An 11673-nucleotide genomic window follows, 5' to 3' on the forward strand; every position below is an offset into this window, starting at 1 on the left:
GGGCACCGCGGGAACCCGGTCACCGCGCCCGCGCCTTGACGAGCTCGGCCTCGAACTGCGCGCCCGCCAGCAGGGCGAGGTTGGAGACCCACAGCCAGACCAGGAACACGATGAACCCGGTCAGCGGCCCGTACAGCCGGTCGTAGGTGCCGACGTGGGCCGTGTACGAGGTGAAAACGGCGGAGGCGGCGAGCCAGAGCAGGACGGCGAGTCCGCCTCCGAGCACCCGCCGCCGCTTCCCCCGGGCCGGCACCGGTCCCGAGCGGAAGAGCAGCAGCACCATCGTGGCCGCCAGGCACAGCAGCAGGGGCCACTTGAGTACGTCCCAGGTGACGACCGCCGCCCCGTCGAGGCCCAGCGCCCCGCCGAGCGCCACGGCCAGCTCACCGCTGAGGGTGAGCACCAGCGCGCTGGAGACGAGGGCGGCCAGCAGGGCGCACGCCGTGACGACCGCGCGGGGCACGGTCCGCCAGGCGGACCGTGCGTCCTCGACCCCGTGCATGGCGTGCAGGGCCCGGCGGAAGACGGCCAGGTAGCTGGAGGCGGACCAGAGCGAGCCCAGGAAGCCGATCACGGCGACCAGCCGCACCTGGGACTGCCGCCCCGTCAGCTCCCGCAGCGTTTCCTCCAGCAGCGGCCGGGTCCGGGCGGGCACGAGCGCGGCCGCCCGCTCGATCAGGGCGCCTGTCTGCGAGGCGTCGGCGAGCCCGATGAGCGACACGGTGACCAGCAGCATGGGGATCAGTGCCAGTACGGCGTAGTACGTCAGTGCCGCGGCCCAGTCCATGACGTCGTCGTTCCAGACGGACACGGGCGTCCGGCGCAGGGCGGTGAGCAGATCGCCCCGCGGGGGCAGCACCCCGGACGGGGTTCCGTCCGGCGCGGACCCGCCGGTACGCGACCGGTCACCGTGCATGTCGTCTCCTGTCGCGAGGGGGTGCCCCGGCCCGGGTGCCCGTGGGCGGCGGGTCGCGCGGGGCGGGCGGCCGCACGGACGCGGCCCCGGACACCTGCCCGCATCTCTCCGGGCCATCCGTCCCGCGCAGCCGTGATCGAGCGGGTGTGCCGTGGCCCCGGGTGCCCGTTGCCGGTAAAAAGATATGGTTGCGGTGGCGGGGGCGGGCTCTGCCTCTGGATCTGCGGCGCTGCCACGGCCCCGCGAGAAGAGGGTGACCGATTCGGGGTGTCGGAAGGTATGGACGCGAACCACTCTGCTTCCGGGCCGCGCCGGCGCGACGACCCGGCGGTGGGCCATGAGTTCGTCGAGCTCCTCGAGGCACTGTGGGCACGGGGCCGTGAGGTGCCCTACGCGCCGGTCTCCGCGTCGCAGCTCCGCGTCCTCTACACCCTCGACCGCGACGAGGGGATCAATCTCCGGACCCTGGGGGAGCTGCTGGGCTCGGCTCCGCCCTCCGTCAGCCGGCTCTGCGACCGGCTCGAGGCGCTCGGCTTCGTCCGCCGGCTCCCCAGCCAGGTCAGCAGGCGCGAGCTGGAGCTTCACCTGACCAGTCACGGCCGGACCTACCTGCGGGAGCTGCGCAGCCGCAGGGACGCGTCGCTTCTCGAGGTGATCGCCACGATGCCCCCGGCCGCGGCCAGGTCCCTCCTCCTGGGCCTGTCGGGCTTCCGGGACGCGCTCGGCGAGACGGGTTCCGCACCGGGGCTGCGCCCGGCCGACGACGCACGTTCCGCCTGACCCGCCCGCCGGGCGCCGTGCGGACGGTCCCGCGAGCGGCGGTCTTCACGCCCACTGCACCGGATCGTTTCCCGACGGGCACAGGAATCCTCGGCCGGTCGGGTAGTCGGGGGGAGGGATATGGTTGCCCCCGTACCCGCCTCGTGCCCGCGCGTCGACGCCGGCCGCCGAAGTCCCGGCCACCGGTATCCGTCCGGCGCCGGCGCGTGCGAGGCGGGGGCGCGGCACCGGGTCCGCGGCACCGGGTCCGCGGCATCGGCGGAGCACGTCTGATTTGGAGTGTCACGGCATGAGCACGAGTCCGGCTCCACGCCCGCGGCGGGCGGCCGATACGGCACGAGCGGCCTGCGACGTCATCGAGATGCTCGAGATCCTGTGGGAGCGGGGCAGGGACACCGCCTCGGCCGTCTCCGCCTCACAGCTCCGGGTGCTGTACAGCCTGGAGCGCGCCGACGGGATCAACCTGCGCACTCTCGGCGACGTCCTGGGCTCGGCGCCGTCGTCGGTCAGCAGGCTGTGCGACCGGCTGGAGGCCATGGGGCTCGTGGAGCGCACCCCCAGCCCGGTGAGCCGCAGGGAGCTGACGATCCGTCTGACCGGCCACGGCCGCGCCTACCTCTCGGAGTTGCGCTCCCAGCGCGAGGAGGTCCTGCTGGCGGCGATCGAGGCGATGGCCCCCGCGTCCCGTGCCGCGCTGCTCGAGGGACTTCACGGATTCCGCGAGGCCGTGGCGGTGGCGGACGAGACCCGCAGCCCCGGTTCGGGGGGCGCGGGCCCGGACGGCGGTTCCGCGAGGCATGCGTAGGGCGTGTCGCGAAAGTCCCTCCTGGCCCGTGACGCCCCGCACCCACTCCCCCGTAGCCCCCGTAGCCCTTCGGCACGGGAGGTACCCCCACGCTGCGCTGTCGGAGTCGTCCGTACGTCCGGTACGAGACTGATCCTCCGCCTTGCGATCGCACGCGCCGGACGCCGCAGGCCCCGCGGAACCGCTTTCGCGACACGCCCCAGCGGCCCACTGCACTCGGCACCGCGCGGGCCGTCGCGTCCCACCCGGTCAGCCCGCGGTGTGCGCCCCACCGCCGGAACCGCTCCCCCGTCCGTACCAGTCGAGGCAGACCACCAGGGCGTCGTCGTCGAGGGGCTTGTCCCCGCGGTGGCCGGCGAGCTCGCGCAGCACGGCCCCCGGGACCTGGGTGGGCGGGAGCAGGCTAGTGGCGAGCAGCGTACGGGCGAGGGTCCGCAGGCCGTAGGACTCGCCCGCGGGCGACACCGCGTCGTAGACGCCGTCGCTGCCGAAGACCAGACGGTCGCCGGGAAGCACGGTGAACCGCTCCGGTACGTACACCGTCTCCTCGAACATGCCGAGCGGCAGCTGCGCGTCGAACGGGATCGGCTCCACCTCGCGGTCGCGGAGCCGCCAGAGCCGCGGCGATCCCGCGTCGATGACCTCGACCTCGCCCGTGCTGAAGGCGAAGCGCAGCAGCAGCACGGACACGTACGCCCGACCCCGGTAGTGGGCCCAGACGGCCTGGTCGGCGAGGGCGGCCTGGTCGGCGAGGCCGAGGCCGGCGCGGCGGGCGTTGCGCAGGGCGTTGACGGCGAGATTGCTGAGCAGGGCCGCCTCGATGCCGTCGCCCATGCCGTTGGTGACGGCCATGGTGAGGTGGTCGGACGACACGGACCAGTCGTAGTTGTCGCCGAAGATCCCGTAGGCCGGTTCCAGCTGGGCGCCGAGCGCGAACTCCTCCCGTGCGCAGGCGTGGCCGGGGAGCAACTGCCACTGCATCTCGGCCGCGAGGGTCAGCCGTGCCGCACGGCGGGCCAGGACGTAGAGGTCCGTGTCGCGCTCCGCGACGAGGATCTCGTGGCCGAGCGCCTCGCAGGCCAGCCGGAGATCCGGGAGGTCGCCCTCGGTGAAGGCGTCCGCGGCCATCCGCACCGTCAGCACGCCGAGCCGGTCACCGCGCACGGTGACCGGCAGGTGCACCGCGACCCGGCCGCCGCCGTCCTCGGTGACGCAGGGCTCCTGGGAACCGAAGACCCGGCCCTCGGGGGTGCCGTGGATCGGGACCGGTTCCGACGCGCCGGCGCCGGGGTCGACGGCCTGCAGTGAGCGCAGTCCGTAGTCGGCCAGCCGGAGCTCCACGCCGGCGGCGCCGTACTGCTCGTCGAGAGCGGCGCCCACCACGTCGAGCAGGGTGTGGGGAGCGGCACCGCGCAGGGCCTGCTCGAGGGCAGCGAACTTGTCCACGTCATCCGATTCTCGTCGTGCCGGCAGTACAAGCCCAGCATGCCGTCAGTGTGCACGCATCCACGGACTCCGAGGGCACGGACGCCGGGCACGAGCACGTGATTCTACGAATCGAAAGCAACATTTGTCACGCGACAATGATGTACGGGCGGCAACTCAGCCCGGGGAGGTGTGCGAGCGGCGACACGGGGCACACGTGCTCCGGTCAGCACGGGTGTGCGACCCACACCGCGCGGCGCCCGCCACGGACGCGCCGGCCGAACGAACCATGCGAAAGCGGAGGCATGTCCACCATGGAACAGAACCTGGACGTCGAGGTCGAGATCCACGACCCCGGTACGGCGCTGGTGACGATCCGCGGCGAACTGGACGTCGACACGGCCACGCTCCTCCACCACCACCTGGCGAACCAGGCCCTCCACGGCCGCCGCCACCTCGTACTGGACCTGTCGGCCGTGGACTTCATGGACTCCTCCGGACTGAACGTGCTGATACGGGCCACCCGCGAGACCCGGGCGACGGGCGGCGATCTGCACCTGGCGGCGCCCACGCCGCCCGTCGCCAAGCTGTTCGACCTCACGGGCCTGAGCCTGACCACGGCGGTCCACGAGGACGTCGAGGCGGCGCTCGCCGCCGTGGAGCGGGCGGAGGCACGGCCGTGACGGACGCGGCTGCCTGAGGGACGACGCGGGCCGGGAGGGCTCCGCGTCACGACCCCACGGCCCCGGCGCGCCGGGGCACCACGTCCGGCGCGAGGCGGTCGCGGGAGCCGCGGCGTCACGGGCGGTCCTCGACCCCCCGGGCCGGGGGTGGTGGGGAGGGCGTACCGCGGGGCGGGTGGTCACCGGACCCTGAGGGCCGGTCGACGGAGGGCGCCCCGAGCCTCACGCCGCCCTCCCCCTGGCCGGGGGCGTCCCGGCCCGCCCGGCCGGATGCGCGTTCCGCCCCGCCATGTCCCGGACTCCCCCGTTCCCGGACCGGCCTTCCGTCCGCCGGCTGCGCCCCGGGGGCGGCGGACGAACCGCGCCGGAGCCGCCTGGTCCACCGCGGGCGTCCCGGCCGCGCCCCGCCCTCCCGGCCCCGCGGCGTTCCCTCCGACCGTCGGCGATGGACGCCGACCGCCGCTCTATAGGCTGAGCGCGTGGCGAGTACGAACGAGACGGGGCCGGCGGACACCGCCGCCACCTCCACCTCAGGCGGCGCGGCCGCGCGGGCCGCGGGCCACGACCTACGGGCGTTCGCGGTGCAGTTGCGCCGTATGAACGGCGAGATGAACCGGCTGATCCACGGGTTCGCCGCCACCCAGGGGCTGCACGCCACCGACGTCCAGGCGCTCGCCGCGATCCTGGACTCCGACACCCCCCTGACCCCCGGGCGCCTGCGGGAGCACCTCGGCCTGACATCGGGCGCCGTGACGGCCTGCCTCGACCGGCTGGAACGGGCCGGCCACATCCGCAGGTCCCGCGACAGCAAGGACCGCCGGGTCGTCCATCTGCACTACGCGGCACACGGCAGGTCCGCGGCCCGGGCGCACTTCCTGCCGCTCGCCGAGGCGACGGCGCGCGCCCAGGAGGGCTTCACCGGCGACGAACTGGACGTCGTCCTGCGCTTCCTGAGCGCGATGAACGAGGAACTGGACCGGCTCTCCGGCCGCCGCTGACCCCGGCGGCGACTCCGCGCGACCTCGTCGGGTCGCGGGGCATCCGGCGACGGCCCGTCCGCCGAAGAGGAAACCGGCACGGCGCCGCACCGTCACGACCGGCCTCCCCGGACGGATCCGGGGGGTGGTCCCCGCCACGGACCCGGCGCATGCCAGACTATTTCAATCATTGAGATAGTCGATGAGTGAAACACTTCGTCGGGGTGAAGTACCGGATGAGACAACCGCAGACGACCGGGAGTGCCATGTCCCCCTCCTCGCGACCGGCCCGCAGGCTGGTGCCGCTGCTCCTGCTGGCCGTCTGGCTCGTCTGCGGCGCCGCCCTCGGCCCGTACGCCGGGAAGCTCGGCGAGGTCGCCACCAACGACCAGGCGGCCTTCCTGCCCCGCAGCGCCGAGTCCACGCGGGCCGTCGACGCCCAGGAGCCGTTCCGGAAGGACGAGAGTCTCCCGGCCGTCGTCGTCTGGACCCTCGAGGGCGGCGGAGGCGTGGACCCGGCGGCGCGGCGGTCGGCGACCGAGGCGCTCGCCTCGCTCGAGGGGACACCCGGGACCACGGGCGCCGCCTCCCCCGCCCTGCCCGCCGAGGACGGCCGGGCGCTCCAGGGCGTCGTCCAGTTGCGTCCCGACCTGGGCGGCGAACTCCCCGGCGTCCTGGCGGCGGTGCGCGAGGCGGCGGACCGGGTGCCCGGCACGACGGTCCACATCGCCGGGCCGGCCGCGACGCAGGCCGATCTGTCCGAGGCGTTCGCGGGGATCGACGGACTGCTGCTCGGCGTCGCCCTCGCCACCGTGCTGCTGATCCTGCTGCTGGTGTACCGCAGCCTGCTGCTGCCGCTGGTGGTGATCGCCGGCGCGGTCCTCGCCCTCGGCCTGGCCTGCGCCGTCGTCTACGCTCTCGCCGACCGGGACGTGGTGCGGGTCGACGGCCAGGTGCAGGGCATCCTCTCGATCCTGGTCATCGGCGCCGCCACCGACTACGCGCTGCTGCTGACGGCCCGCTACCGGGAGGAACTGGCCGGGAACGCGGACCGGTTCGCGGCCATGCGGGCGGCACTGCGGCGTTCCACCGGTCCCGTCGTGGCGAGTGCGGCCACCGTCGCCCTCGGGCTCCTCGCGCTCCTCTTCAGCGATCTGACCAACAACCGCGCCCTCGGGCCGGTCGGCGCCATCGGAATCGTCTGCGCCGTGCTCAGCGCCCTCACCTTCCTGCCGGCCGCACTGGTCCTGCTCGGGCGGGCCGCGTACTGGCCCGCGCGGCCCAAGCAGCCGGCCGGCGACGGCACTTCGGCCGGGGGCGTCTGGTCCCGCGTGGCGGCTCTGGTGGACCGCGCCCCGCGCAAGGTCTGGGCGGCCACTCTGGCCGGACTGCTGGCGTGCGCCGCGTTCGCCCCCGGCCTCGTCTCGAAGGGGGTGCCCCTGGACGAGATCTTCGTGAACGACGCCCCCTCGGTCACCGCGCAGGCCGTTCTCGGCGAGCACTTCCCCGGCGGCTCGGGCAACCCGGCCGTCGTCATCGCCGATGCCCGCCGGGTCGGGGCCGTGACGGACGCCGCCGCCGCGACGGACGGTGTGGACTCCGCGGCTCCCGCGACCGCCTCCGGGCGCCCCGGCGCGGGAGAGCCGCTGGTGGCGGACGGGAAGGTCCGCATCGACGTCACCCTGAACGACGCCGCCGACAGCGACGAGGCCAAGGACACGGTGGTGCGGCTGCGCGACGCGGTGCACGCCGTACCCGGCGCGGACGCCCTCGTCGGCGGATACACGGCGCAGCAGTACGACACGCAGCGGACGGCCGAACGCGACCGCCTGGTCATCGTGCCCGTGGTCCTCGTGGTCATCCTGCTCATCCTGGTCGCGCTGCTCCGGTCCGTGGTGGTGCCGGTGCTGCTCGTCGCCACCGTCGCCCTCAACTTCCTCGCGACGCTGGGCGTCTCGGCGCTGGTGTTCCAGGGCGTGTTCGGCTTCTCGGGCACCGACGCCTCGGTACCGCTGTACGGCTTCGTGTTCCTGGTGGCCCTCGGCGTGGACTACAACATCTTCCTGATGTCCCGTGTCCGCGAGGAGTCCCTGCCGCACGGGACGCGCGAGGGTGTTCTGCGCGGTCTCACCGCGACCGGCGGGGTCATCACCTCCGCGGGCGTGGTGCTCGCCGCGACCTTCGCCGCGCTCGCCGTGATCCCGCTGGCGTTCCTGGTCCAGATCGCGTTCATCGTCGCCTTCGGAGTCCTGCTCGACACCCTCGTCGTACGGTCCCTGCTCGTCCCCGCACTCGTCAGGGACATCGGCCGCTCGGCCTGGTGGCCCGGACGGCTGAGCCGCGAGCAGGCACGCGAGCAGCCGTCCCGGGTGCCGGCGGACATCGCCTGAGCCGCACCCTGGGCCATGGCCGGGGTCCCGAGCGGACACCATCCGGTGTCCCTGTGTGCGAGACGTGCCCCCGGGCAGTCGGCCCTGCGTGTCGCGCTCGTGGCGACCGCGGGCGCCCGTGCGGAATGGAGCGTGCGAAGACGAGCCCGACGGCGGACAGCCCACGCAACCCTTCACCCGGGCGGCACGGGGACGCGACAGCGGCCCCGGCGCACCCCGGGCCCGTCGGGTGCCGCACCACCCGGGTAACCGCCCCGGACGGACCGGACCGGCTGGACGACATCCCGGACCTCACCGAGGTCGCACCGGCCGACGCCCGCGCACTGTCCGGACCGCTGTTCGAGCGGCTGGACACGCTGGAGGAGGGCACACCCGAGCACTCGTACGTCCGCAACACTCTGGTCGAACTCGATCTGACCCTGGTGCGCCATGCCGCCGCGCGTCTGCACGTCCGCCGCGAATCCCTGGAGGACGTCCTGCAGATCCTCGACCCGGCGGAGGTGGACCGTGGGCTGCGGGCGGCGAACGGGTACCGGGCCGCTTCGCTCGACGTCCCCGTCGACGACGGCGAACCGGCGGACGCCCTCGCCGACCACATCCGCTTCGACGACCGGGATCCGGAGCGCGTGGAGGAGCTGACGGCGCTCGGTCCGCTCGTGGCGGCGCTGCCCGAGCGCGACCGGACGATCCTCAGCCTGCGGTTCGTCCACGACATGAGCCAGGCCCGGATCGGCGCCGAGCCGGGGATCTGCCGCCGAGCCGGGGATCTGCCAGATGCAGGTGTCCCGGCTGCTGCGGCGCTCGCTGTCCCGGCTGCGCGCGGAGCTGACGCGGGACTGAGCGAACCGGCCGCTCCGGGCCCGCACCGGATCGGCGCCGGGCCCGCCCGCCGTACCGATCCCCGCCGTGCGGACCGCGTGCGGCGGGGCCCACCTCGCCCCGCGCCCCTGAAGCCCACGGGCGCGCGGCCGCGCCCGAACCCGCCGCCACCGGACTGCGCGGCAGGCCCTACGGGACCGCCGCGCACGCCCCGGGGCCGGGGGCGGCCGGCACCGGCCCGTCCTCGCGGGGGACGGGCACGGCGTGCGTGAGGGCGTCACGGGGCTGGAGCAGCGCGTCGGAGACGTCCAGCAGGGAGAGTCCGTCCCTCGCACCGGCGGCCTGGAGCATCGACAGCGCCTCGGCGACGGGACAGCCCTCGCGCGCCGCCAGATAACCGGCCGCCTGGTGGATGCGCTCCCACCGGGCCGCCCGGGTGTCGGTGGCCCAGACCGGGCAGTCGCACTCGTCACTACCGTGCACGGGGCGCCAGCGCAGCAGCGCGTCGAGCGCGAGGGCCGCGGCGTGCTGCCCCTCGGCGACATGAGCGTCCGTCACTTCGGTGCGCACGGTGTAGTACAGGCAGATCACGCCGACCGGCGCGTGCTGGACGTACATGGGGAGCGCCAGCACCTGCCGGACGTCGGCGAGCCCGTCGTGGAGCGGCGATCCCGTGTGGCACGGAGCGCCGCGCAGGTCCCGGACGTGGACCGGCCGCATGCGCAGGGCGGCGCTGACGGACGGCCCGTCGCCCAGGGTGAACTGCGCGGCCTCGCCGCGAAGGGCAGGTTCGTCGGTGGCGTGGAGCAGCCTCCACTGCTCCACACGTGGCAGGAACGACAGGGCCGCCCGCTGGGCGCCTAGCGCCTGGGTGAAGGCGGCGCACAACCGCTGCGGCAGGGTCCGGCGGCCGACTGCCGCGGCGACCGAGACGTCATGGACGATCGACGGTGGTTCCTCCAGCATGTTCAATTCCCTTCAGCCGTGGCTGCCGTGAGGCAGCAGCCCCGCGGGCGCGTCCAGGACGCCTGGTCCGGACGCCCCCGGGGGTGCCCGTTCGTCTACCACGCTCCCGGACGCCTCATGTGCGTTCCGCCCCGTTCCGTCCCGCACCGGACACATTCCGGCGGGGCGGACGGCGGCCGAGCGACAGCCGGACGGCCCGCGGGCGGTGACGCCGCTTCCGCAACCCACCCTGGGCCGTTCGGGTCATGCCGGACCGGCCGCGGCGATTACCGTCCGCCGTCACGGGTAGCCGATTGATCACGTTCAGTGGTCGCACTGTTCCGGCGAGGGTCGGCAGGACGGCCACGGCAAGGAGCGCGCGATGAAGAGCGGACTGGAAGCGTTGCTGGACCAGGTGCGGGAACGGGGCCGCTACGTCAGGCGGCAGGAGGCCGCCAGGGCCGTCGAGAGCGTCCTGGACGTCCTGGGCGCCCATCTCGTGGGCGACGACCGCAGCGATCTCGCCCGGCTGCTGCCCCACAGTTGCGGCCCGCTGCTGACGGGCGGCCCACCCGCGAGCGAACCCCTCACCCCGCGCGGCTTCGTCGCAGCGGTCGCGGCCCGCGACCACGGCGACTTCGGCGAGGCGCGGCGCGCCGTCACAGCCGTGCTCGGCATCGTCGCCGAGGTGGCGGACGACGCCCTGCTGCGCCGCATTCTGACCCAGCTCCCCCCGGGGCACGCGGGGTTGTTCGGCCGTACGGAGCCGGTATGACCGGGGCGGGAGTGACGGGTGGACCCTCGGCGGACGCGGTTCGCGAAACCGCCGGCCCGATCGGCGAAAGAGATCGGCGAAAGAAGGGGAATGCACTCCGGTATCCCGGGTATGCGGACCGAGCACGGGGGTTGGAGACACGGACGACAGGGGTGGATGGCATGGCAGCCGTGACCGCAGTGACAACCGCGGCACCGGAGACGACGTCGGCGACCGGGGCGATCGGCATCACGCCCATCGCGGACCCCTCCAAGGTGGCCCCCCAGGACGCACGCGACCTCTCCCGTCAGTTCTTCGCCCGGCTGGCGCAGCTCGAGGAGGGCACGCACGAGTACCAGTACGTGCGCAACACCCTCATCGAGATGAACCTGTCGCTGGTCAGGTACGCGGCGGGTCGCTTCCGCAGCCGGGGCGCGGACGAGATGGAGGACATCGTCCAGGTCGGCACGATCGGTCTGATCAAGGCCATCGACCGGTTCGACCTGTCCCGCGAGGTCGAGTTCACCACCTTCGCCGTGCCCTGCATCGTCGGTGAGATCAAGCGCTTCTTCCGGGACACCAGCTGGGCCGTGCACGTCCCCCGGCGGCTCCAGGAGGCCCGGGTCGAGCTGGCCAAGGCCACCGAGGAGCTGCGGAGCCGGCTCGGCCGGACCCCCACGGTGAGGGAGCTCTCCGAGCTGATGTCGCTCTCCGAGGAGGACGTCATCGAGGCCCGCAAGGCCTCCAACGCCTACAACTCCGCTTCCCTGGACGCCGCCCTCACGGGCGACAACACCCAGGACAGCGAGGCGGCCCTGGCCGACTTCATCGGCGAGGAGGAGGCGGCCCTCGAACTGATCGAGGACTTCCACTCCCTGGCCCCCCTGATCGCCGAGCTCGAGGAGCGCGATCGCCGGATCCTGCACCTCCGCTTCGTGGAGGAGCTGACACAGGCGCAGATCGGCGAGCAACTGGGCATCTCCCAGATGCATGTCTCGCGGCTGCTCACCCGCATCATCAAGCGGCTCCGCGCCGGTCTGCTGGAGACCGGCACCGGCTGAGCCGCCGTGACGCGGACAGCGGACAGCGGACAGCGCACACACGAACGGCGGTGGTTCCCCGGCCTGCCCGGGCGCCACCCCCCGTCGGGGCGGGGGGGTGCGGTGGGGCGTGGGGGCG

11 protein-coding genes are annotated in these 11673 nt (G+C 74.0%); 8 read left to right on the forward strand and 3 right to left on the reverse strand.

Annotated features, from left to right (window positions below; all coding sequences use genetic code 11):
- Positions 1–19: 19 nt before the first annotated feature.
- A complete protein-coding gene (locus AB0J10_RS13065) occupies positions 20–916 on the reverse strand; it encodes a YihY/virulence factor BrkB family protein (RefSeq protein WP_363060854.1) in 897 nt (298 codons plus the stop codon).
- Between the two features lie 279 nt (positions 917–1195).
- Here AB0J10_RS13065 and AB0J10_RS13070 point away from each other — a divergent pair, with 279 nt between their 5' ends.
- Together AB0J10_RS13070 and AB0J10_RS13075 are read left to right on the forward strand one after the other, a co-directional pair.
- Positions 1196–1696: a MarR family transcriptional regulator gene (locus tag AB0J10_RS13070; RefSeq protein ID WP_363060856.1), complete on the forward strand. Its 501-nt coding sequence runs from the start codon at positions 1196–1198 to the stop codon at positions 1694–1696.
- Between the two features lie 289 nt (positions 1697–1985).
- Positions 1986–2501 carry a MarR family transcriptional regulator gene (locus AB0J10_RS13075; protein ID WP_363060858.1) on the forward strand — a complete coding sequence of 172 codons (516 nt, stop codon included), beginning with the start codon at positions 1986–1988 and terminating at the stop codon, positions 2499–2501.
- 249 nt (positions 2502–2750) lie between these two features.
- On the opposite strand, the gene AB0J10_RS13080 is transcribed toward AB0J10_RS13075, so the two are convergent.
- On the reverse strand, positions 2751–3947 hold the full coding sequence (locus AB0J10_RS13080) for a PP2C family protein-serine/threonine phosphatase (RefSeq protein ID WP_363060860.1): 1197 nt from the start codon (positions 3945–3947) through the stop codon (positions 2751–2753).
- Positions 3948–4231: 284 nt separating this feature from the next.
- Between AB0J10_RS13080 and AB0J10_RS13085 the strand changes: the two genes are divergently transcribed.
- From AB0J10_RS13085 to AB0J10_RS13100, 4 genes are all read left to right on the forward strand, one after another.
- Positions 4232–4609, forward strand: coding sequence for an STAS domain-containing protein (locus AB0J10_RS13085; protein ID WP_363060862.1), 378 nt, complete (start codon positions 4232–4234; stop codon positions 4607–4609).
- A 479-nt stretch (positions 4610–5088) separates the two neighbouring features.
- Positions 5089–5607 carry a MarR family winged helix-turn-helix transcriptional regulator gene (locus AB0J10_RS13090; RefSeq protein WP_363060864.1) on the forward strand — a complete coding sequence of 173 codons (519 nt, stop codon included), beginning with the start codon at positions 5089–5091 and terminating at the stop codon, positions 5605–5607.
- A gap of 245 nt (positions 5608–5852) precedes the next feature.
- On the forward strand, positions 5853–7976 hold the full coding sequence (locus tag AB0J10_RS13095) for an MMPL family transporter (RefSeq protein WP_363060961.1): 2124 nt from the start codon (positions 5853–5855) through the stop codon (positions 7974–7976).
- A gap of 125 nt (positions 7977–8101) precedes the next feature.
- Positions 8102–9067 carry a sigma factor-like helix-turn-helix DNA-binding protein gene (locus tag AB0J10_RS13100; RefSeq protein WP_363060866.1) on the forward strand — a complete coding sequence of 322 codons (966 nt, stop codon included), beginning with the start codon at positions 8102–8104 and terminating at the stop codon, positions 9065–9067.
- Here AB0J10_RS13100 and AB0J10_RS13105 read toward each other — a convergent pair.
- The gene (locus AB0J10_RS13105) at positions 8985–9761 is read right to left on the reverse strand and encodes a GAF domain-containing protein (RefSeq protein ID WP_363060868.1); all 777 of its coding nucleotides are present in this window, start codon (positions 9759–9761) and stop codon (positions 8985–8987) included. The genes AB0J10_RS13100 and AB0J10_RS13105 overlap by 83 nt on opposite strands.
- A 361-nt stretch (positions 9762–10122) precedes the next feature.
- Here AB0J10_RS13105 and AB0J10_RS13110 point away from each other — a divergent pair, with 361 nt between their 5' ends.
- Positions 10123–10515, forward strand: a complete 393-nt coding sequence (locus AB0J10_RS13110; RefSeq protein WP_363060870.1) for a DUF2267 domain-containing protein — start codon at positions 10123–10125, stop codon at positions 10513–10515.
- Positions 10516–10676: 161 nt separating this feature from the next.
- Positions 10677–11555: an RNA polymerase sigma factor SigF gene (locus AB0J10_RS13115; RefSeq protein ID WP_269727693.1), complete on the forward strand. Its 879-nt coding sequence runs from the start codon at positions 10677–10679 to the stop codon at positions 11553–11555.
- Positions 11556–11673 lie beyond the last annotated feature (118 nt).

Source organism: Streptomyces sp. NPDC049887, from assembly GCF_040656535.1.
GTDB lineage: Bacteria > Actinomycetota > Actinomycetes > Streptomycetales > Streptomycetaceae > Streptomyces.

Bases quoted from the DNA above. Each gene is read 5' to 3' on its own strand.
- AB0J10_RS13115 (WP_269727693.1), top strand. From the start codon at position 10,677: ATGGCAGCCGTGACCGCAGTGACAACCGCGGCACCGGAGACGACGTCG.
- AB0J10_RS13105 (WP_363060868.1), bottom strand. From the start codon at position 9,761: ATGCTGGAGGAACCACCGTCGATCGTCCATGACGTCTCGGTCGCCGCG.
- AB0J10_RS13075 (WP_363060858.1), top strand. From the start codon at position 1,986: ATGAGCACGAGTCCGGCTCCACGCCCGCGGCGGGCGGCCGATACGGCA.
- AB0J10_RS13070 (WP_363060856.1), top strand. From the start codon at position 1,196: ATGGACGCGAACCACTCTGCTTCCGGGCCGCGCCGGCGCGACGACCCG.
- AB0J10_RS13085 (WP_363060862.1), top strand. From the start codon at position 4,232: ATGTCCACCATGGAACAGAACCTGGACGTCGAGGTCGAGATCCACGAC.
- AB0J10_RS13095 (WP_363060961.1), top strand. From the start codon at position 5,853: ATGTCCCCCTCCTCGCGACCGGCCCGCAGGCTGGTGCCGCTGCTCCTG.
- AB0J10_RS13110 (WP_363060870.1), top strand. From the start codon at position 10,123: ATGAAGAGCGGACTGGAAGCGTTGCTGGACCAGGTGCGGGAACGGGGC.
- AB0J10_RS13065 (WP_363060854.1), bottom strand. From the start codon at position 916: ATGCACGGTGACCGGTCGCGTACCGGCGGGTCCGCGCCGGACGGAACC.
- AB0J10_RS13100 (WP_363060866.1), top strand. From the start codon at position 8,102: ATGGAGCGTGCGAAGACGAGCCCGACGGCGGACAGCCCACGCAACCCT.